Origin of the sequence: Pseudomonas lundensis, assembly GCF_015377145.2 — a bacterium.
Classification (GTDB): Bacteria; Pseudomonadota; Gammaproteobacteria; order Pseudomonadales; family Pseudomonadaceae; genus Aquipseudomonas; species Aquipseudomonas lundensis.
Map to the genome: position 1 here is coordinate 2,289,514 of NZ_CP062158.2, position 21,477 is coordinate 2,310,990.

At 56.3% G+C, this 21,477-nt stretch carries 18 protein-coding genes, 1 tRNA gene and 3 pseudogenes; 8 read left to right on the top strand and 14 right to left on the bottom strand.

Features of this window, described 5'->3' with window-relative positions:
- Positions 1–81 precede the first annotated feature (81 nt).
- The 4 genes from tolQ to IF654_RS10865 all read left to right on the top strand — a co-directional run bounded on the left by tolQ (position 82) and on the right by IF654_RS10865 (position 3,637).
- Complete coding sequence (gene tolQ / locus IF654_RS10850; protein WP_047275852.1) at positions 82–792, top strand: protein TolQ; 711 nt, start codon at positions 82–84, stop codon at positions 790–792.
- Between the two features lie 14 nt (positions 793–806).
- Positions 807–1,253 (top strand): protein TolR, encoded by a 447-nt coding sequence (tolR, locus tag IF654_RS10855; RefSeq protein ID WP_094988288.1) that lies wholly within the window; start codon positions 807–809, stop codon positions 1,251–1,253.
- Entirely contained in the window at positions 1,250–2,035 is a 786-nt protein-coding gene (locus IF654_RS10860; RefSeq protein WP_094988287.1) for an energy transducer TonB, read from the top strand. Before tolR ends, IF654_RS10860 begins: the two co-directional genes overlap by 4 nt.
- Before the next feature lie 111 nt (positions 2,036–2,146).
- Positions 2,147–3,637 (top strand): DASS family sodium-coupled anion symporter, encoded by a 1,491-nt coding sequence (locus IF654_RS10865; RefSeq protein WP_094988286.1) that lies wholly within the window; start codon positions 2,147–2,149, stop codon positions 3,635–3,637.
- A 76-nt stretch (positions 3,638–3,713) separates the two neighbouring features.
- Here IF654_RS10865 and IF654_RS10870 read toward each other — a convergent pair whose 3' ends face one another.
- The 7 genes and pseudogenes from IF654_RS10870 to IF654_RS10900 form a co-directional block, all read right to left on the bottom strand.
- A complete protein-coding gene (locus tag IF654_RS10870; RefSeq protein WP_047281777.1) occupies positions 3,714–4,073 on the bottom strand; it encodes a Na+/H+ antiporter subunit G in 360 nt (119 codons plus the stop codon).
- On the bottom strand, positions 4,070–4,348 hold the full coding sequence (locus IF654_RS10875) for a K+/H+ antiporter subunit F (RefSeq protein ID WP_047273660.1): 279 nt from the start codon (positions 4,346–4,348) through the stop codon (positions 4,070–4,072). Before IF654_RS10875 ends, IF654_RS10870 begins: the two co-directional genes overlap by 4 nt.
- Positions 4,345–4,833: a Na+/H+ antiporter subunit E gene (locus tag IF654_RS10880; protein ID WP_047281778.1), complete on the bottom strand. Its 489-nt coding sequence runs from the start codon at positions 4,831–4,833 to the stop codon at positions 4,345–4,347. The genes IF654_RS10875 and IF654_RS10880 overlap by 4 nt, the downstream gene beginning before the upstream one ends.
- Positions 4,830–6,515: a monovalent cation/H+ antiporter subunit D gene (locus IF654_RS10885; protein WP_047281779.1), complete on the bottom strand. Its 1,686-nt coding sequence runs from the start codon at positions 6,513–6,515 to the stop codon at positions 4,830–4,832. Before IF654_RS10885 ends, IF654_RS10880 begins: the two co-directional genes overlap by 4 nt.
- Positions 6,512–6,856, bottom strand: coding sequence for a Na+/H+ antiporter subunit C (locus IF654_RS10890; RefSeq protein ID WP_003446102.1), 345 nt, complete (start codon positions 6,854–6,856; stop codon positions 6,512–6,514). Before IF654_RS10890 ends, IF654_RS10885 begins: the two co-directional genes overlap by 4 nt.
- A complete protein-coding gene (locus IF654_RS10895) occupies positions 6,856–9,774 on the bottom strand; it encodes a monovalent cation/H+ antiporter subunit A (protein WP_047273668.1) in 2,919 nt (972 codons plus the stop codon). Before IF654_RS10895 ends, IF654_RS10890 begins: the two co-directional genes overlap by 1 nt.
- A gap of 180 nt (positions 9,775–9,954) precedes the next feature.
- A pseudogene (locus IF654_RS10900) lies at positions 9,955–10,961 on the bottom strand (DMT family transporter).
- A 15-nt stretch (positions 10,962–10,976) separates the two neighbouring features.
- Here IF654_RS10900 and IF654_RS10905 point away from each other — a divergent pair.
- Positions 10,977–11,540 (top strand): helix-turn-helix domain-containing protein, encoded by a 564-nt coding sequence (locus IF654_RS10905; RefSeq protein WP_047273674.1) that lies wholly within the window; start codon positions 10,977–10,979, stop codon positions 11,538–11,540.
- Between the two features lie 160 nt (positions 11,541–11,700).
- Here the strand turns inward: IF654_RS10905 and IF654_RS10910 are convergent, their stop codons facing one another.
- Positions 11,701–12,132 carry a hypothetical protein gene (locus tag IF654_RS10910; RefSeq protein WP_047273676.1) on the bottom strand — a complete coding sequence of 144 codons (432 nt, stop codon included), beginning with the start codon at positions 12,130–12,132 and terminating at the stop codon, positions 11,701–11,703.
- Positions 12,133–12,572: 440 nt separating this feature from the next.
- On the opposite strand from IF654_RS10910, the gene IF654_RS10915 reads away from it, so the two are divergent.
- Positions 12,573–12,646: transfer RNA gene (locus IF654_RS10915), tRNA-Cys, on the top strand.
- A 192-nt stretch (positions 12,647–12,838) separates the two neighbouring features.
- Here IF654_RS10915 and IF654_RS10920 read toward each other — a convergent pair.
- On the bottom strand, positions 12,839–13,399 hold the full coding sequence (locus tag IF654_RS10920) for a hypothetical protein (protein WP_047280267.1): 561 nt from the start codon (positions 13,397–13,399) through the stop codon (positions 12,839–12,841).
- Between the two features lie 402 nt (positions 13,400–13,801).
- A pseudogene (locus IF654_RS10925) lies at positions 13,802–15,174 on the bottom strand (transposase).
- A gap of 444 nt (positions 15,175–15,618) precedes the next feature.
- On the opposite strand from IF654_RS10925, the gene IF654_RS10930 reads away from it, so the two are divergent.
- Together IF654_RS10930 and IF654_RS10935 are read left to right on the top strand one after the other, a co-directional pair.
- Positions 15,619–17,181, top strand: a complete 1,563-nt coding sequence (locus IF654_RS10930) for a methyl-accepting chemotaxis protein (protein ID WP_230683783.1) — start codon at positions 15,619–15,621, stop codon at positions 17,179–17,181.
- Between the two features lie 42 nt (positions 17,182–17,223).
- Positions 17,224–18,024, top strand: a pseudogene (locus IF654_RS10935) (DinB/UmuC family translesion DNA polymerase); the annotation flags it as partial.
- Here the strand turns inward: IF654_RS10935 and IF654_RS10940 are convergent.
- The 4 genes from IF654_RS10940 to IF654_RS10955 all read right to left on the bottom strand — a co-directional run bounded on the left by IF654_RS10940 (position 18,021) and on the right by IF654_RS10955 (position 20,628).
- Entirely contained in the window at positions 18,021–18,707 is a 687-nt protein-coding gene (locus IF654_RS10940; RefSeq protein WP_047274483.1) for a hypothetical protein, read from the bottom strand. The pseudogene IF654_RS10935 and the gene IF654_RS10940 sit on opposite strands and share 4 nt — an antisense overlap.
- Before the next feature lie 77 nt (positions 18,708–18,784).
- Positions 18,785–19,135: a hypothetical protein gene (locus IF654_RS10945; protein ID WP_047274484.1), complete on the bottom strand. Its 351-nt coding sequence runs from the start codon at positions 19,133–19,135 to the stop codon at positions 18,785–18,787.
- 12 nt (positions 19,136–19,147) lie between these two features.
- Entirely contained in the window at positions 19,148–19,846 is a 699-nt protein-coding gene (locus tag IF654_RS10950; protein ID WP_194862484.1) for a hypothetical protein, read from the bottom strand.
- Positions 19,847–20,250: 404 nt separating this feature from the next.
- A complete protein-coding gene (locus tag IF654_RS10955; RefSeq protein WP_194862483.1) occupies positions 20,251–20,628 on the bottom strand; it encodes a hypothetical protein in 378 nt (125 codons plus the stop codon).
- Between the last annotated feature and the right edge of the window lie 849 nt (positions 20,629–21,477).

The window sequence follows — 21,477 nt, forward strand, 5'->3', positions numbered from 1 at the left end:
CAACCGGTCACCGCTGGGGTTTTGAATTTAATCCGTGCGCCACTCCCGCTGAGCGGCGCCGTCTTGAGCAAGGAGTCAGGTATGCAAGCAACCATGGAACATATGACGATTTGGGGTTTGATCAGCGACGCGAGTCTGTTGGTGAAAGGGGTCATGCTGGTGTTGTTTCTGGCCTCTGTGCTGAGCTGGTTTTTGATCGTGCGCCGCAGTGCCATTTTGCGCCGCAGTGAACGGGACATGGACGCCTTCGCTGAGCGCTTGCGCAGTCAGGGCGAGCTGAACGCGCTGTATCGCGAGAGCCGCGACAATCACCACGACGATGCCGGTGCCGAGCAGGTATTCGCAGCGGCCTACAGCGAGTACGCACAGCTGAAGCAGCAGCCGGGGATTGATCCTGACGGGGTGATGCAGGGGGTCGAACGCGCGTTATACGTAGCGATTACCGAGCAGGAAGTGCGCCTTGAAAAGGGTTTGCAGTTTCTGGCGACGGTGGGCTCGGTCAGCCCATACATCGGCCTGTTTGGCACCGTGTGGGGGATCATGAATTCGTTCATCGGTTTGTCTCAGGTGCAGCAGGCCACGTTGTCCACGGTGGCCCCGGGGATTGCCGAGGCCTTGATTGCCACCGCGATCGGTTTGTTTGCGGCGATTCCGGCGGTGATTGCCTACAACCGTTTTTCGTCCAGGGGCCAGACGTTGCTCACCCGCTATTACAGCCTCGGCAATGAAGTGCAAATGCGCCTGTACCGGGGTCTGCATGCAGGCGCGCGAAACATGGCGGCGGTTGCCTGACAGGGAGTTTGATCATGCTCGCTCGACCACAGCGTAAACACGGGCCCAAGGCCGAAATGAACGTCGTGCCGTATATCGACGTGATGCTGGTATTGCTGGTGATCTTCATGGTGACCGCGCCGATGCTGACCCAGGGGGTAAAAATCGAATTGCCGAAGGTGGCCAGTGAGGCGCTGGTCAATGACAAACAGCAGACGATCCTGACGTTATCGGTGAAGGCCGACGGCGGTTACTACTGGAACCTGGGCCGTGAACTGGACACCAAAAACCAGACGGACAGCGCCGTCAACCTTGAGGAGTTGCAGGCCAAGATCGGTCAGGTGGTGGCGCAAAACGGCGACACGCAGGTGTATATCCGGGCCGACAACGACGCCGGTTACGGCAGTGTGGTCAAGGCGATGGCTGCCTTGCAGCAGGGCGGCGTGAGCAACCTGGGGCTGGTGACCGAGGCGCCGCAATGAGCGCCGCAGTCATGGGGTGCGCGGTCACGCCGGCCCGGCACATGCCTTGGGGGCGACTGTGGCGTAACGCACAGGCGTGGGTCGTCACGGTTGCGTTGCACGGGGCAGTGGTGGCGCTGCTGGTGGTCGGCTGGACGCTGCAACAGCCGCCGGTGAGCGCGCCCGCTGTACTCAAGACCCGCTTGATTACCCTGCCTGCCGAACCGGTGGCCGCGCCAGCGCCGGATCCCTTGCCCGTGGCGGTACCGGCGCCGGTGGTCGAGGCTAAACCCGAGGTCAAACCTGCGCCGATCGACCCGCAGATTCAGGCGCGCAAACTTGAACAGGCTGCTTTGGCGCGCAAACGGGTCGCTGAGCAAAAGCAGGCACTTGAAGCCCGTCAGCTTGAAGAGCAGCAAGCCCGGCTACGCGAGCAACAGGCGCAGGCGGAGCGTCAGCAGGCGCTGGCCGATCAGGCGCGGGTTGCAGCAGATAACGCCCGGCGTGCGCAACAGCAGGCAGCGGCTGCCGACGTGCGCCAATATTTACCCATCAGCAAGGACGCGCCGGATTACCCGCAGCGGGCGTTGGATAAAGGCATCGAAGGGGATTGCACGGTGGAGTATTCGGTGACGCCTGAAGGCAAGGTCGAGAACCCGAAAGTGGTGGGCAATTGCCACCCGATGTTTATTCGTCCTTCGCTACTCGCTGCGGCGACCTTCCGTTATAAGCCGCGCATGGTGGACGGTCAGGCCGTCAGCGTGGCGGGCGTGCGAAACACCTTTCACTACAAAATCCACTAAACCTGTTTGACGTCGGGCGCCGTCCCGACTGGCGTGAAGCTGACAGGCATCAACGCCCGATTTGCATTCCTGACCTATGCTGCAGGCGATTTTATGCATAAGGAGATGGCCATGAATGCGCCTGCAACCACCCCGGAGCCGACCCCGGCAAAATTGAAACTGCCCTTGGGTCTGGTGATTGCTGTCCTGGTCATGGTCGGGATTTTGCTGTTGCCATTACCGCCTGACCTGCCGGTCGCCGGGCACCGCATGCTGGCCATCCTGGCCTTCGCGGTGGTGGTCTGGATCACCGAGGCGGTGTCGTACGAAGCCAGCGCCATCATGATCACGTCGCTGATGGCGTTTTTGATCGGTATGGCGCCGATGCTGGACGACCCGTCGCGCCTCTACGGGACATCGGCCGGGATCACCATGGCCCTGACCGGGTTTTCCAATGCCGCCCTGGCCCTGGTGGCCGGGGCGTTATTTATTGCCGCGGCGATGACCCACACCGGGCTGGACCGACGCATTGCGTTGGTAACCCTGTCAAAAATCGGCACCAGTACCCGGCGAATTTTGCTTGGGGCGATTGCCGTGACCATTTTACTGAGCCTCGTAGTGCCCAGCGCTACGGCGCGCAGCGCGTGTGTGGTGCCGATCATGATGGGGGTGATTCTGGCGTTTGGTGTCGATAAGCGCTCCAACATTGCGGCCGGGATCATGATCGTGGTGGCGCAGGGCACCAGCATCTGGAACGTGGGCATTCAAACGGCGGCGGCGCAAAACCTGCTGACGGTCGGGTTCATGGACAAAATGCTGGGCGCACGGGTGAGTTGGATCGACTGGCTGATTGCCGGTGCGCCTTGGGCGATCATCATGTCGGCGGTGTTGCTGTTTGTGGTGCTCAAGATGTTGCCGCCAGAAAGCGACAGCATTCCGGGTGGCAAGGAAGCCGTGGAGCAGTCGCTGATCGCGCTGGGGCCGATGACCGCGCCGCAGAAACGTCTGATGGCCGTCTCTGTCGCCTTGCTGCTGGCGTGGGCCACCGAGGGCAAGCTGCACAGTTTTGACACCACCTCGACCACCTACGCCGGATTGGTCTTTCTGCTGTTGCCGCGCTATGGGGTGATGACCTGGAAGGATGTGCAGTCGCGCATCCCGTGGGGCACGGTGATTGTTTTCGGGGTCGGCATCAGTTTGGGGACGGCGTTGCTCACCACTCAGGCCGGTCAATGGCTGGGGGGGCAGGTGGTGCAGCATACCGGGCTGGATCAGCTCGGGCCGCTGGGGATTTTTGCGATTCTGGGGGCGTTCCTGATTTTGATTCACTTGGGGTTCGCCAGTGCCACGGCATTGACCTCGGCATTACTGCCGATCCTGATTGCCGTGCTGCAAACCTTGCCCGGTGAGTTCAACCGTTTGGGCATGACCATGTTGCTGGGTTTTGTGGTCAGTTACGGGTTCATTCTGCCGATCAATGCGCCGCAAAACATGGTGTGTCTGGGCACGCAGACCTTCACCGCCAAGCAGTTCGCCAAAGTCGGACTGATTGTCACCGTGGTGGGGTATGTCTTGATGTTGGGCTTTGGCGCAACGTACTGGAAATGGTTGGGCTTGATGTAGACCCGGCGCCGGCGGATAACGCGAGGCTGCTACCGGCGGGCTGACCGTCGGAGCAGTCAGCCGTTGGGGGATTGCGTCAACTGCCGCCTTTACTGCTGACCTCTGCCGGAACGTCTTCACCCGCCATGCGCTTGCGGAACAATGACGTGCGCGCCAGCAGCAAGGTGGTCACGGGTACGGTGATGGACAGCAGGATTGGTATCAGCCAGGCGTGTAAAACAGGGGTGGATTTAAGCGCCGAAAAATACAGGATCGAGGCCAATGCCACGCCCCAGGCGCCGAGGGTGGAGGCCAGTGCAGGCGGGTGCATGCGCTGGAAAAAGTCTTTGAGCCGCAACAGGCCGATTGCCCCGCACAAGGCGAACAGACTGCTCAGCACCAGCAGCACCGCCACTGGAACCTCAATCCACAGGGATAGCTCGCTGATGGAACTCATTCGATCACCTCACCGCGCAACAGGAATTTGGCCAGCGCAAACGACCCGACAAAGCCAAACAGGGCAATCAGCAGCGCGCCTTCAAAATAGGTATCACTGGCATACCGAATGCCCAGCACCAACATCATCAGCATGGCCACGATGTACAGATAATCCAGCGCCAGTACCCGGTCTTGTGCAGAAGGGCCTTTGAACAGACGGATCAGGGTCAGCACCATGGCCAGGCTGAAGATGAACAGGCTCAGCAAAATGGCGTTGGAGAGCAGCGCACTCATTCAAAGATCTCCATCAGTGGGCGTTCATAGGTGGACTTGAAGTGCTGGATGAACTGCGCTTCGTCGTCCAGATCGAACACGTGCAAGAGCAAAATGCTGCGGTCCAGTGCCAATTCGGACCAAATGGTGCCGGGCACTACGGTGGTAATCATCGACAGGGCCGCCAGCCCGTTGGCGTCGCGCAGATCCAGCGGGATTTTGATGAACCGTGAGCGTGGCGGTCGGCGCCCGGTGTTGAGCACGCCCCAGGCCACGGCCAGATTCGAAAGAATGACGTCACGCCCGACCAGGAAAAACAATTTGATGATCACGCCCGGACGACGAATGCGGATGGGCAACGGTCTTAACGGTGCCATCATCAGCGGCCCCAAAAAACCTAGCGCGGCCCCTAGCAACAGGTTCCCCGCACTCAGTGACAGGTTGAGCAGCAACCACAATGCCCACAAGGCCAGTGATAACCACGGCGCGGGAAACAGACGTTTCATGGCTGCACCTTCTGCATGGCGGCTTTCGCTTCAGGACTGGGCACCGGGCGTGAGCCCATGACCGCCATGACATAGCGCTCCGGGTTGTTCAACGTATCAGCGGCCGCCTGGGTGTAACGCATCACGGGCTCAGCCTTGAAGGTCATGACAACGCAGAGCCCGAGCAATACAACAATGGGAATGCACTCATAACGGCGCAGCAGCGGAGAGGGGCGCTCCAGTGGCGTCCAGAAGCGCTGTATGCCAAGTCGCGAGAAGCCGATCAGCGAAGCCAGACCCGAAAGAATCAGCAGGGCCAACAGGCACCAGGCCGCTGTGGAAACCGGAGGTTCACTGAGGTGGCCCAGCCCCACGGGGTTGAGCAGCGCATTGAGCAGGGTCAACTTGCCGATGAACCCTGAGAGTGGCGGCATGCCGATGATCAGCAACGCGCAGGCGATAAAGCTCAGGCCAAGGAACGCCATGGTCCAGGGAATGATCTGGCCCACCACGGCCTTTTGTTCGTCATCCAGGTTGGTGCCACGGGGCGGGTTAAGCGACTCCATCAAGCTGGGGAGCTGCTCAACATCATCCTCAAGGAGCATTTCATTGGAGGAGCGAGATCGCTCGATCAGTTCGGCCAGCAGGAACAGCGCACTGAGGGCGAGCGTTGAGCTAATCAGATAGAACAGGGCGGCTGCGGTGAGGTTGGGTTGGGCGAACCCGACAGCCGAGAGCAAAATGCCTGCCGACACCAGAATGCTCAGGCTGGCCATGCGTTCGAGTCGTTGAGCCGCCACGATTGCGATCGCAGCACAGACGATCGTGGCCATGCCGCCATAGATCAGCCAGTCGCTGGCAAAGTAGGCGGAAGCGCCCGCTTGGCCGGAAAACATCAGCGTCCACAGGCGCAGCACGGTGTAGATCCCGACCTTGGTCATGATCGCGAACAACGCAGCCACCGGTGCGCTTGCCGAAGAGTAGGCCGGCACCAGCCAGAAATTGAGCGGCCACATCCCGGCCTTGGCCAAAAACGCCACGGCCAGAATGGCCGCACCCGCGTGCAGCAAACCGCGGTCGGCTTCAGGCACCAGCGGGATCTTCAGGGCCAGATCAGCCATGTTCAACGTGCCGGTGACCCCGTAGATCAGCGCGGCACCGATCAGGAACAGGGACGATGCCAGCAGGTTGATCGAGATGTAATGCAACCCGGCTGACACCCGGGCTTTGCCCGAACCGTGGAGCATTAGCCCGTAGGACGCTGCCAGCAGCACTTCGAAGAACACAAACAGATTGAACAGATCGGCTGTCAGAAACGCGCCGTACAACCCCATCAACTGTATTTGAAACAGCGCATGGAAACTGGCACCGGCCCGGTCCCAGCGAGCCATGGCGAACAGCAAGGCGCAACTGGCGATGATCCCGGTGAGCACCAGCATCAAGGCTGACAGGCGATCGACGACCAGCACGATGCCAAACGGCACCTGCCAGTTGCTGGGCAGGTACACACCAATGGAGGCGGGTTCGGTTTGTTGCTGTGTCCAAAGCAACAGGGTGATGGAAATGGCAAGCCCCAGCAGCGTTGAGCCCAAGTTGATGCGGGCCTTCATTGGCCGGTGTTTCTCGCCCAGCAGCAACATGCACGCGGCAGTCAGCAGCGGCAAGAGAATGGGCGCAATAATCAAATGCGGCATCAGGTTCATTCTTTAGGCTCCCGGCCATCCACGTGGTCGGTGCCGGTCAGGCCCCGTGAGGCCAGCAAGACCACCAGGAACAGCGCGGTCATGGCAAAACTGATAACGATTGCAGTGAGCACCAGTGCCTGGGGCAGCGGGTCGGTGTAGTTGAGCAGGTCTTGCGGAACCCCGTCCTTGATCACCGGCTCCTTGCCGATGAACAGGCTGCCCATACTGAATATGAACAGGTTGACCCCGTAGGACAGCAGGCACAGTCCCATGACGACCTGAAACGTCCGGGGACGCAGCACCAGCCAGGTGCCGGAGGCGGCCAGTACGCCGATCGCGATCGCGATGACTTCTTCCATCAGGCGGCTCCTGTCTTAGGTTGTGCATTGGCTTGCAGGCTCGGGCGGTGGGCCCGGACTGACTGGTGCGCGAGAGCGGTCAGGATCAGCAGGGTGGCGCCGACCACCACGGCAAATACGCCGATATCAAAAAACAGGGCGCTGGCGACGTGGATATCGCCCAGTACCGGCAAGCTGAAATGCGCGGTGTGGGTGGTGAGAAACGGGTAACCGAAGCCGATTGCACCCAGGCCGGTGATCGTGGCAAACAACAAGCCCGTGCCCATCCAGCGCAACGGACGCAGGCTCATCTGAGCTTCTACCCACTGGGTGCCGGCAACCATGTATTGCAGGATGAACGCGACTGACATCACCAGCCCGGCGACGAAACCGCCGCCTGGCTGGTTATGGCCGCGCATGAACAGGTACATCGACACCACGAACGCAATCGGCAGCAACAAACGCACCAGGACCGCGGGCACCATCATGAAACCCAGCGCGGTGTCGCTGGCGCTGCGCGGGTTGACCAGATCGGTGACCACATCCTTGGCCAGCAAACGCTGCTGGGCGGGTAGCTCCATGCTTTCTTTGGGGGGACGGAAGCGGCGCAACAGGGCGAAAACGGTGAGCGCCACCGCCGCCAGCACGGTGATTTCACCCAAGGTATCGAAGCCCCGGAAGTCCACCAGCATCACATTCACCACATTACTACCGCCGCCTTCAGGCAGTGCGCGGCTGAGGTAGAACGAAGAAATATCATTCGGGGTCTGACGGGTCAGCATCGCGTAGGACAGCAACGCCATGCCGCCGCCAACCACAGTCGACAAGAGCAAGTCACGCAGGCGCCTGATGCGCGCCTTGCGCAATATTCTTGGCAGCGGGGAGACTTCTTCGATCCGACGTGGCAGCCACCGCAGGCCGAGCAGAATCAAGACCGTGGTCACCACCTCAACCACCAGTTGCGTCAGCGCCAGGTCCGGTGCCGAGAACCAGACGAATGTGACACAGGTCATCAGCCCGCATACGCTGACCATGGTCAGTGCGGCCAGACGGTGATACTTGGCTTGCCAGGCGGCGCCGAGGGCGCAGGCAATTGCCATCAGCCACAGGGTGACAAACACGATCGATCCCGGGATTTTAGGACGATCCCCCCAGCTCAGGCCGCTGTAAATCATGGGTATCAAACCTGCCACCACAGCGGCCAGTACCAGCAGAAACAGCTGGCTTTGCAGGCGTTGAGTGCTGACACGGCGCTCAATGCGTCGCGCGCCTCGCATGATGACCACCACGCTGCGCTCGAAGAAACGCTTGCCATTGAAGAAGCGGATCAGGGGCGGTAGCGGGAAACGATTGAGCTTGAGCTGTTTGCGCAACAGGACATAGAGCACGATACCGCCCGACATGGCGATCAGGCTCATGATCATCGGTGCGTTGAGGCCATGCCAGATGGCCAGGCTGTATTCAGGCAATTGGCCACCGACGACAGGCTGGGCAGCGGCAGCGAGGAGCGGTCCAACGGTCTGGGCCGGGAAAATACCGACCATCAAGCAGGTAAACACCAGTAATTCAACGGGCGCACGCATCCAGCGCGGTGGTTCATGGGGCGTGTGCGGCAGATCAGTGGCGGGCGGTCCGAAGAACACATCCACCGTGAAGCGCAGGGCATAGGCGACGCTGAAGGTCCCGGCGACGGTGGCAATCACCGGCAGTGCGATTTCTACCCATTTTGTGGAATTGATGAACACGGTTTCAGCGAAGAACATCTCTTTGGACAGGAAACCGTTGAGCAGAGGTACACCGGCCATGGAAGCGCTGGCAACCATGGCCAGCGTCGCGGTGTAAGGCATGAGCTTGAACAGGCCGCTGAGCTTGCGTATGTCGCGGGTGCCGCTCTCGTGATCGATGATGCCGGCTGCCATAAACAAGGAAGCTTTGAAGGTGGCATGGTTGAGAATATGAAACACGGCCGCGACCGCAGCCAGCGGGCTATTGAGGCCCAGTAGCAGTGTAATCAGGCCCAGGTGGCTGATCGTGGAGTAGGCCAGCAGGCCTTTGAGGTCGTTCTGGAACATGGCGCAATAAGCACCTAATACCAGCGTGCAGGCACCGGCCCCACTGACGATCCAGAACCATTGCTCACTGCCGGACAACGCAGGCCATAACCTTGCCAGCAGAAACACACCGGCCTTGACCATGGTTGCTGAGTGCAGATACGCCGACACCGGCGTGGGAGCCGCCATCGCGTGGGGAAGCCAGAAATGGAACGGAAATTGCGCGCTTTTGCTGAGCGCGCCAATCAGGATGAGAGTGAGCAAGATCGGATAGAGGCTGTGGGCGCGAATCTGGTCGCCCGCCGCCAATACGGCATCCAGATCGTAGCTGCCGACAACATGGCCGAGCAGCATGACCCCTGCCAGCAGGCACAGCCCTCCCGCGCCTGTGACCATCAATGCCATGTAAGCGCCACGGCGTGCATCCGAGCGGTGGTGCCAGTACCCAATCAGCAAAAATGAGAAGAGACTGGTGAGCTCCCAGAAAAATACGATCTGGATCAAGTTGCCTGACAGCACCAGACCGAGCATTGCCCCCATGAAGGCCAGGAAAAACGAGAAAAAGCGGGGGACGGGGTCTTCAGGTGACATGTAGTAGCGGGCGTACAACGACACAAGCGTACCGATGCCCAGCACCAGGATTGAAAACAGCCAGGCAAACCCGTCCATGCGCAATACAAAATTCAGGCCGAGACTGGGCAGCCACATGAACTCTTCCCGAATCACACCCCCATGGGCGATTTGCGGATAGAACATAGCGACTTGAATGGTGCCTACGAGTGCAATAAGGCCGGCCAACAGTGATTCACTGTTGCGCGCGTTGTGCGGCAAAACAGCCGCCAGACAGCTGCCGATAAAGGGCAGAAGCAGTAGAACTATCAGGGACATAGGCTTCTAATCTGCAGGAGTTTGTGAGCGATCATACGTGGCGGGCAGGGGATCACCAACAGTCAGGCTGAGGACGAATCCTACAAAATGTGTACAAGCTGTTTAATGGCTTGCCCAGCAGCATCCTTGTATGAGCACGCCCGGACAGGGGTGTGTGCATCTGATTTCAGCGCTGCAGAATCAATCGCATGCTTTATTGCTTTCGCTCTCATCGGGCATGTCGATGTTTTTACCTTTTGTTTTTAACTCACTCACGATCACCGCTGCAACAATCAATGCGGCACCCAGCAGTGCAATGCCGGGCAAACGTTCGCCCGCCAGACGCCCGGCGATACCGGCCCAGACGGGTTCTCCCGCATAAATCAACGTGGCACGGGTAGGGGATACGCTTTTCTGCGCCCAGTTCATGGCGACCTGAATGACTGCGCTGGCAATACCCAATCCGACTGCGCTTATTAAGAGTAGCCATGAAAATTCGGGGGCTGCTTCATGGGTAGGTACGGTCATTGCGAAGGCAAGCGCGGAAGCTGTCGCCAATTGCACTACGGTCACTCTGCGCACGTCCACCTGACCGGCATAGGCGCTAATCAGGATGATTTCGGCAGCGATGGCGATGGCACTCATCAATGTCGCTATTTCACCGGCGCTGAAATTTAACGACGCTCCACTGGGGCCTGAGAGCAACATCAACCCCGTAAAAGCCAACATGATGCCCAGACTGGGCATTAATCCCGGGCGGCGACCCAGAACCAACCATTGCAGCAATGGAACAAAAGGAACATAGAGTGCAGTAATAAAGGCCGACTGACTGCTGGGGATAGTCTGCAAACCAATGGTTTGCAAACCGTAGCCCAGCATGATGGCAATGCCAATGAATAATCCGGCTTTCAGTTCAAGCAAGGTCATGCCGCTTAAGCTGCGGATTGAGAACAGCGCAACGATGCTGGCGGCAGCGGCAAATCGCAACCCGACAAAAAACAGGGGGCCGCTTGCAGTGAGAGCATGTTGTACAAGCAAAAATGTGCCCCCCCACACGATAGTGATCAGGATCAGCACGCATTCGGCTTTACTGATGCGAGATGTCAAAGACGACAGTCTGGAAGCTTTCAATGGTGTCACGACCTTGCGCGTTACAAAGGTGAGACGCACAATGCGCCAAAGCTGAGCAGTATACTGCGCAGCCCCACACAGTGAGCAATATAGTGCCCAAAGAAATTTCCCAGCGTGCATCGGTTCTTCAGCACGTCAGTCAAAACGTACGACGGCTGCGGCTGCTCGCACAGCTCAGTCAAAGCGCGTTGGCGGAGTCGTCCGGAGTCAGTCGTCGGATGCTGGTTGCGATAGAAGCGGGTGAAAAAAATGTCAGCCTGAGCACGCTTGATCGAGTAGCTGAAGCCCTGAATGCCGCATTCAGTGATTTGATTCAGGCCCCCGGGTCGCCGGACCCCGGACGTATTAACGAAGTGGCCTGGAGCGGCTCCGTTTCGGGTAGCAAGGCTGTGTTATTGGCCAAGGCTGCCGCGACAAAAGAGGTCGAATTGTGGGAATGGCGTTTGGAGCCGGGAGAGGAATACGTATCAGAGGCTGATGCAGAAGGATGGAGCGAGCAGCTGTACATTATTGAAGGTTGCTTAACCTTGGTGCTGGATGATCAGGTGCTGCACTTTAATGCCAGTGATTTTTATACCTATGCCAGTAACAGGCCGCATAGCTATCGAAATGCAGGTGATACAGTCGTGCGCTTTATACGAAATGTAGTGATTTGAGGCAGGTGGCGGGACTTACGTCCCGCCGAACCAGGCGGCTTGATAGGCAGTTGCTCGCAGCAGTGCCAGTTCATTAGGTTGTGCTGTCACAGCTGAGTATGTGCTGAATGGGGATCAGCCCGAGCTACTGCCCACTTGATGCTGCCTGGAACATTGCGGTTTAGCGGATGTTCTTGATGCTGCCTTTGTTGCCAGTCACGGTGACATTCACTTTTTTGAAAATGAAATAGTCTTCAACCGACACCGCATAGCGTGGTGCAACAATCAGGTCAGAGCCTGAGCTTTTAACTGCTTTGTAAGCGGCAGCGGCTTTTGTCGCAGAAACAGGATCAGGCAGGCTAAATGCAGGCGCTGGGCCGCCGTAAGTCACGCCATCGGCGAATTCACTGTCGCCACTGATTTTCAATACACCGAACAGAACGTTCGATGTGGATTGGCCTGTAATTTCGCCACCCACTTCAATTTTCGCTTTCAGGTCAGCTGTAACAGTACCGGCAATAGGAGCGTTGGGCTGGCTCACGTTATGGCTCATGCAACCGCTGGTAGCCAAAACTGCTGCGGCAATAGCCACGGGCATCCATATTTTTTTCATCGTAAAGCTCCAGTAAAGGTGTCGGTCCGTTCGTTAACGGCGGCGAGACTTTACGTGAGAGGCTCTAGCAATAAAGTCGGTCAAATCCTGCTAGGTTGAGGGCAGTAGTAACTCCATTGGGTAGGATTTGTGCTGCGCCCTGTAACAGCACCCACATGGCGACAGGTGAATAGATGCATGAAAGTGCGGGTCTCGGATGTGTGATCGTAAAGGTGGGATTTACTACCTGCTCTCTATCCCCCCGCTGCGTAGCTTCAGGTAGAAACAGCACCGGATTGAGAGGCTAAAAATTATTAGAATTCAGGGGGTTGCCAGCTTCTTTCTTCTAGTACATAATGCGCGCCATCAGCACGGCACACAGCCTTAACCGCTGAAGAATCATAGGTTTACAGCATTACGATTTTTTTTTGTATCTGACGTTTTAAATGTCATGTACAAATGGCCGAGTAGCAAAATGGTTATGCAGCGGATTGCAAATCCGCCCACGCCGGTTCGATTCCGGCCTCGGCCTCCATCCTGAAAGCCCCGCAGATCACGGTCTGCGGGGTTTTTTATTGGCTGCGATTTGACGATCACTTCCGCAATTTTTGGGATCGCTTCCGCAAGCAGCCTCTTTATTCCGTAAGCTGGAGCCTTGTGACGGAGGGCTGGGGTGTGCCTTTTGCCCTATAGCCTGGGTAGCCTGCTTTCGGCCAAAAGCAGCCTCTTAACGCGTCGCACATTGACCTCTGCGAAGAAAATCTTTAAGCGCCGCCTGATAGAGCGTCAATGGCTGATTGCCCGTATTGAAGAGTGCAAACGGAATCATCGTGAGATGTGAAAACGACGTGGAGTTTATCGAGTAGGTTTTCTGCCTGCAAAAGCGCTGGTCCTTATTCAATATAAAATCAAACTTGAAAAGGTTTGTCCGCGTACACCAACTGGGGATCAAACCCAGACTCAGGCCCGTCAAGTAATCTTGTCCGCAAGCGCCGCCAGATGAGAACTCCGAGATCTTTATTTCTAATGCCGGCAGGCTCGGGGCGGCAAGGCTGGAGTTCTTATCCTGTGCATCGGGAATAACGTTGAGTGTCGCTGCGTATGCGTCCTTGCCGAAGCGACTGTCTTTCCATGGGGAGTTTATTGCGTAACTGAAGCTGGAGATGATTTCTTGTGTTTCGGGTTCAACGGGTTCGTTGATTGTCGGCTGGGACGAATAAGATGTGCAGCCGCAACAGAGTATCGCAATGCTGACAAACACAAACCCGTTGGCTTTTAAGCGACGCATACTCAGTTTTCCCTAACTATCAATTAGCCAACATACCTGTCACTTAACGCCGTATAGCATCTTATCTACACGCCGGACGGCTGAATCAGCATAACAGGGCAGACTGTACGCGCGACACTTCGGGAGAGAGAAAAGGCCGCCGCCATGCTCTCTTTGCCCCCAACCCAGTGCGAACCCGCGAACGTTGAAGGCAAACGCAGAACGACAACACCTGCCCAAGCTGTCCAGCGGCTCCTATTGGCCGATTCTGTTGAAAAAGTCTGATTTGCAGATCGGCTGAACTCACGCACGATCACCACCGGAGAACCTAATCACCACATTGAGTGGTTTTTTGGCCCTTCGTTGAGCTTTGCAGCTCGGTTATTGGGTTGGTTTGAGGGTTTTTGCTTTGTGCAGACGCACCTATCCCGTAACCGGTGGCCCTTGAGAGGTAAATTTGGCCAACCGACGCAGGTTCTGCACCGCAGCGGCCAGCGTGAATTCATCGGTCGCGCCACTCATGCCACGTAGTCGCAAGCGATCCATTTTCAGGATGCGCTTGAGGTGGGCAAACAACATTTCGACCTTCTTACGTTCGTGGCGAGAGCGCACGTACTCCGGTGTCGCTGCGATGCGTCGAGCCACATCACGAGCGGCTTCATGGACGCTGCGGACGATCTTACGAATCGAAGTATTCGGGCAGCACTTGGCTTTCATCGGACATGTCGCGCAGTCGGTCTGCCGGGATCGGAAGATGATAGTGTTGGCTTTGGTGACGTGCGAACGCTCGTTTTTGAAGGCTCGCCATTCGCTGCGTAATACGTTGCCGGCTGGGCAGCGGTATTCCTCGGCCTCTTCATTCCAGTGGAAATCGTTACTCGAAAAGCTGTCGTTCTTGCGCTCGGTTTTGTCCCACACCGGCACATGCGGCTCGATGTCTTTTTCCTCCACCATCCAGGCCAACATCGGCGCTGTACCGTAAGCGGTGTCGCCAATGAGGCGTTCCGGCTTGATGTCGAACTGCGCTTCGACCCGGTCGATCATCGTCTTGGTGCTCTCGACTTCTGCGGTTCGATGAGCCGGTGTGGGTTCCACATCCATGATCACGCCGTGCTCGGTATCTATCAGATAATTCGTGGAGTACGCGTAGAACGCTGGGCCGCCTGGAGCTGCGGTCCAGCGGGCCTGAGGATCCGTCAGCGACAGGCGCTTCGGTAGCGTTTCGGCCAAAGCCTCTTCATCGAGGGCTTCAAGGTACTCTCGCACGGCGCGGGTGCTCAGGGCCGGATCGCTCCAGTTGACCTGTTCATCACCCGGTATGCCGCGCTGCCGACTCGCATCCGCTTTGATGATGCTGGCGTCCACGGCAAAGCCTTCGCCTTTAACCAAACCGGCGTCCATGCAGCGACGCAGCACTTCATTGAACAACCAGCGAAACAGATCGCTGTCCCGAAAACGGCCGTGTCTATTTTTGGAAAAGGTCGAGTGATTGGGGACTTCATCTTCAAGGCTTAACCGGCAGAACCAGCGATACGCCAGGTTCAAATGGGCCTCTTCGCACAGCCGACGCTCTGAGCGAATGCCGTAGCAATAGCCCACGATCAGCATGCGGATCATCAACTCTGGGTCAATCGAAGGACGCCCAATTGGGCTGTAAAAATCGGCGAGGTAATGGCGTAAAACGCTCAGATCGAGACACCGATCAATGCTACGCAGAAGGTGATTGGCGGGGTGTGGTCTTCAAGGTTGAACGAGTAAAACAGCCGTTCCTGCCCACTCGATAACTGTCCCATCATGCTGCGTGCTTCCCTGCTGGCCGCTGCGCGAATTTTGCCGCAGGCCAGACAGGGGAGCTACTTTTTCAACAGAATCGGCCGATAGCTGCCTGTCACGAAGGGCGGCTCCCGGCCACTAGCGGTCGCCGCTTGTAAGCGTCCGCTTACCGGCCAAAAGCTGTCATTCATCTGATCTCCAAACCAACGGAAATAATAGGAAGGACGATAACCGAGAATTTCCAAGGCACCAACGGTCTGACTCCCCTCAAGAAGCGCTCTGGCACGCCGATGACGTAAGTGTTAGTTTGCGCGGCTCCGGCCACAAACCTGAACCGCAGACAGGGATGTTTGGACGTCTTTCACGCCTAACCAGGCGTACTTCATTCCTGTCATGAGTATCATCCGATGCTGCAATAATCCCTGAGAACTCAAATCCTCGCGCTGCTGAGCGGCAGTCTGTTGGCGATGTTGCTGATTGCTTTAGCATGCTTTAATTTCCTGTCCAACGGCGTGCAAAACTACGCCAACTTAATCGAAGGTCCGCTGCACACTTCGCAATTGATCGACGAGGCCAACCTGCAATTCAAGGTGCAGGTTCAGGAATGGAAAAACGTATTACTACGGGGCAAGCAGCCGGCAGACCTGGATAAATATTGGAAGCAATTCGAAGACCGTCAGCGCGACGTACAAGGGATCCTTGGCGAACTGGCTAACCAGAAAGGACTGGAGGGCCAACTCAAGACCCGCATCGAGCGCCTGCGTGACGAACACCGTCAGTTGGGCAGCGCTTACCAGAAAGGTCGCGATGCCTATATCGCCGCGGGTGCAGACCCCACTGCAGGCGACGCCGCCGTCAAAGGAGTTGACCGTACCACCAGCGATCAGATGAGCGAACTTGTTGGCGAACTGCGCAAGCAGGGCACCGAGCAATCTACACTGATCAGCGCCGCTGCCAATCGCACGGTGATGCTGGGGATTATCGTGATGCTCGCCTCGGGTCTGTTGATCGGCCTGTTGAGCCTTTGGCTGATTAACCGCAACTTGATTGACCCCATCCGCAAGCTGATCGACTACGTGGCGCAACTGAGCCAAGGGAAAGTTGCCGAACGCGTTGCCAGCAGCCGTGAAGACGAGTTGGGCAAACTAGCCATGGCCGCCAACACTTTGCGCGACTTTCTCGCCGAAACCTTCAACCGCTTGCAGCGCAGCGCCAAGGATCTGGACAGCGCAAGTGGCGAGTTAAGCGCCATCGCAGGTCTCATGGCCAGCGGCACTAACGAGCAGTTCAACCGTACCGATCAGGTGGCTACGGCGATGAACGAAATGTCCGCCACCGCCCAGGAAGTGGCTCGTCACGCAGCCGATGCTGCACGCGCCGCCGATGATGCCGACCAATCCACGCAGCAGGGCGAAAAAGTCATGCAGGGCACCATTCACACCATCACCCAAATGCGTGGTGAGATCGCCAACACAGCCACGGTCATCCGTCGCCTGGAAACCGACAGTGGCCGCATAGGCAAGGTGTTGGAAGTGATTCGCGGCATCGCCGAGCAGACTAATTTGCTGGCGCTTAACGCGGCGATCGAAGCGGCCCGTGCCGGTGAAGCCGGACGCGGTTTTGCGGTCGTGGCCGACGAAGTGCGAAACCTTGCCCAGCGTACGGCCGAGTCGATCATCGAAATCAACCAGATCATCCAAACGGTGCAAACCGGCGCGGTGGACGCGGCTCAGGCCATTGAAAGTGGCCAGTCGCGCAGCGAAGAAAGTGTCGCGCAAGTGAATGAGGCCGGAGCGATGCTGCAGCGCATCACCCATTCTGTGGAAGCCATTCGAGACATGAACCGCCAAATTGCCACCGCTGCCGAAGAGCAAACCTCGGTGGCGGAAGATATCTCGCGCAACCTCACCGAAATCACCACGATTGCCAGTACAAACCTAGACAACATGCAGCGCACCGAAGCGGCAAGCCGGAACCTTCACGGGTTATCAGGGCAGTTGAATGAAGTGACGGCACGTCTGAGTGCTTAGCCGGACCGTTAGTGGTTAGATCGGCTTCAGGCTGAGCTGCCCTTGGCCAAGCTGGCCAACCATACTGCCAAACGGCTCCAGGCCCACACCGGCGGCGTGGTCAACTTGTGCGGTGATTTCGAAAGGGACTGGGTGCTGCGCAACACGGCTGTGTCTGAAGTGTGGGGTGTCGGTAGGCGCATGACCGCACACCTTGAAGGCATGGGCATCACCACTGCGATGCACTTGGCCAAGGCTGACCCATGGACCCTGCGCAAAAAATTCAGCGTGGTGATTGAGAAAACCGCGCGAGAGCTTTCAGGAACGCCGTGCCTGGAGCTGGATGAACCGGATCCGCCGAAACAGGAAATCTGCTGCAGCCGAATGTTTGGCAAGCGACTGACTGAACTGGCACCGATCAAGGAAGCTGTGGCCACCTACATGATGCGCGCCTCCGAAAAGCTCAGGGCGCAGAAGTCCTATTGCAAAAAAGTCCGTGTCAGCATCCGCACGGGCATGTTCAATCCTGATGAGGCCAAATACGCAAAAGGTGTTGTGGTGACTTTGCCATATCCGACTGGCGATGTGCAGTTGCTGACCAAGGCAGCAGTAGAGGCTCTGGACCATGTTTTTCGGGAGGGATTCAAATACAGCAAGGCAGAAGTTTTGCTGCTGGACCTGCGACAGCCCGGAGAGTTTTCAGATGATTTGTTTGCCGTAAATCAACCTGCAGAAGCCACACGGGTCATGGCCGTGCTGGATGAAATCAACGGACGCTGGGGGAGGGGGACGTTGAGGGCGGCGAGTGTTCCGAGCAATCCGGATTGGGGACCTGGGCGATTTCCTAGAAGTCATCGCACCTAATTAAGCGTAGGTGCCAGCACTCGCGCTACGAGTGTTCCTTGAGCATCTTCCCCCAGAATTTCGACATAAGAGGGACGTACTAAGTCACCAGCTACCAAAGGCACAGGGCGTATGAAAGAAACTGTGATCCTTTCAGAATTTTTCCCTATACCCGTTTCAGCAACTGCATAGCACGCATTGTCGTTACAGCGACGTACGCGAAATGCTAGGTCGAGGTTGAATATCCCGTCGAGCAGGCCTGATTGCAGAATTGGTGCTTTCATAGATCGCCCAGCAAATTGATTAGCGGCGTACAGCCGGTAATAGGCTTCTCCAAAAGATCCCATGGGCCGCTTATGTACCTTGCTTGCAACCCGTTGTTCGTATTGCGCGACTCTCTTCCGCTCAACATTTTGGTCTGCCGTTCGCTCCTGCTGATCGACATACTCCTGCTTGGTGTATTCGTCGTCACGCTGCTTGAGATATCCCGGCCCCATGTGTTCCAAGTATTCAATCTTCGTGACTGCATCTCCCATGTCACCTGACACTTCTTCAGCGCTCCAGGGGTGACGATCGGTAAACGCGTTGATACGAGCGCTGTCTATCAAAAACTGCCGTTCACTGTCCAGCACTTTAGTTGGTGGACTTGCTTGGCAAGCACCCAAAGCCACCAGTACCAGACCTATCAGAATTATCTTACTCATCGTTTCACTCGGCTTTCCATGTCTCGCGTTCTTTTCCTTGAGCTTAAGCTGCGTTGGTGCAGGTTGCTATTTAGCGGCTAAAAATCAGCCACCTGCCCGAATGTCACTTGGCCATTGCACTTTGTCGCGATCAGCTCGACTACGAATTCATTTTGCTTAGAAACGAGCGATGAACGCACAGCATTGATCATTTTCGGAAAATGCGGGGGTTCGCCAGACGTCCTGAAATGGTCCGAAGCTGCATCCATCCCGTGAGCGAAATGTTTTTTTGCATCGTCATACAGGGCAAAGCGTTCTGACGCCGCAACGCACATTGCCTCCCTCATCATGCGCTCCTGCGGGCTCGTGTCATGAACCTCGTCCCCGCCACAGGCCGATAGCAAAATAGTCGTAATAATAGGGACTGACAGCCGTCCATAGATCGTCATAGTTTTCCTAGATCAATTCATCATTAGCCGAGGGGGAAGCACTACCAGTGCGTCCATCGCATGGATGAGACATGCTCCGTGGATAAAATGGATAAGCCCAGCGTCTTGTCCAGCTCTGATGACTACACCTGCAAACAAGTGAGGGTCGCCTGATATGAAAACGGGAGATCCACTCAAACCATCAATATCATCCACATGACCAAAATCAGTACGCATCGTAATTACCGCGTCAGTAAGCCCCCCTACCAGCGGTCCACTGAACGCTGCCAAGTCAGCCATAAATCGTTTTTTATCGTAGTGAAATTCTCTTCGACATTGCGGGTATCCCACAGCCAGAAACACTGAACCCTCTTTGAAATCTTCGGCCGGAACCACGAAGGAATTCAAATCAAACGCTCTCATCAGGGCTGTTGGGTAGCTGCCCATTATCTGGCTATCGACCCGCAGAACCTTCAGATCACTGCGCTCTTCGGGACCAACAACGGCTTCATAATCGAACGATAGCGCCCAATCATACCCAGGGATAAATATGCGAAAATTCTCAATCGTAATCCCCATATTTTCCCAAGTGTGACGGGCACAAATTACGAAAACCTGCCCTCTATACTGGCAGATGAAGGCTGTGCCACTGCCGATGAACTGGTAATAGTCGTCGTCGCAAGCAATTGTTATCGGCCTTATGAAAGCCTTCATCGCTGAATCAAAGGTCATCGAACTTTTTCCCTAGTAAAAAGCCCAAATGGCTATGCACGCGACAAAACCGATCAAGAAAACCGAAATCCCCCAGACATGAATGTTTGCTGCTAGACGCTCATCGTGTGCTTTTTGCTTGTTCACGTTCTATTCCTAAACTTCAGCAATCAAGTGCAAATCCCGAGCAAATGCCTCATGTCACGCTCGAATTTGGTGTAATCGTAAGTCCACTCCAGAGTGTCTAGAACATCCTTAGCAAGCGATCGGTAAGGAGGCGACATTTCAAAACTACCGGGTCTCTGATCGTTCAGTTTTTGAAATATTTCAACCCAGGAGCTGCAACCAGTAATTACCTTGCCCTTCTCGTTCCGCAATGGCATTAAGCGTGTTTCTTCATAATGCATCGACTGATTGCGCCCATGTCAAATCAAATCCCTAACGCACGTGGACGAAACGCTCGCTCCTGTGGGAGCATTTTCTCTTTTACCGTATGCGATAGAGAGGGCTTGTTTTGAAATTTGGAGTAACGCGCCTGCTGCAATGTTGACCAAAATCCCATAGGTTTCAATCGCACGGATATTGCCGTTGAGCTTAAGCTTGACCCTGTCCAAACCTACGCTGCATACATCTCTAAGCACATCACGTTGTACAACACCATCGAATAGATCAACCGTGTCTTGATTATCTTGCCGTGCTTCTTCCATGGATTGCGTAGCCATCAGATGACGGAGTATCGAGCTGTGCAGATCCAGCAGCATCATTTGGGCTTGGTTGAAGTACTTGTTGGCTTGATCGTTCATATGTTTTTCTTAACTAATTGCATGTTTCAACCCTTGATAATTTCAGTTAGCCGATCCTTCGCCGCCTTTGCGATACGGTCCCGGAACAGGAACAGCAAAACTGACAGGCCTACGCTTACACCGAGCGCCTCAGCACCCAAGCGGGTGAACACAACGATGTTGATCAAAAGCAACACAATAATTCCGAAAAATTCAGCATTCGCCTTTGTGCCAATGAGAACTTGTTTCTAAGTTAGCATCCACTTGGGCGACAAGCAAAACGGACAAACCGAATACTCTGGGTCACGTCCACCAACAGGGACGCCCCAGAAGTAAAAAGGGGGGCTAGTGATAACTTTAGGGATCATCATCTTTTTGCAGCACTGGCACTCAACTTTGTCGTTTTGCATCTCGTTCACCCTTTTATTCATCTCATCCACATAATCTCACTACCACGCAGAATCCCAAACGAAAAGCTCCAGCCAGGGGGACACAGGGCCTTCGAATCGCTTCACGTGGATGGGATTCAGTGGTTGCACCAGATGCATCGGCCGGGCTTGAGTGCGTAACGAGCGTTTTTTTCCTACTTGACTACGCGGGCTGCGATTTCGAATTGGCATCATTGGTGACGGTTCCCTTAACTTGCGGCCTGAGCCACGACGGTCAATTTTTTGCAGTCTTGGCCAGCTCTCCAGCAAGCGTAGGCAGGCGAACTGCGCTCGGCCCTGGTACTATCGAAACGCCGTCAAAGCCGTTCCAGAAAGCCAATGCAAGACCGCTTGCGCGGTGAGGCTGGCCAGCGTCGGTGAACAGACCTTGATGGCCGCTGCGGTAGGCATCGACCATTGCTGCGTACTGATCGCGTAGCGG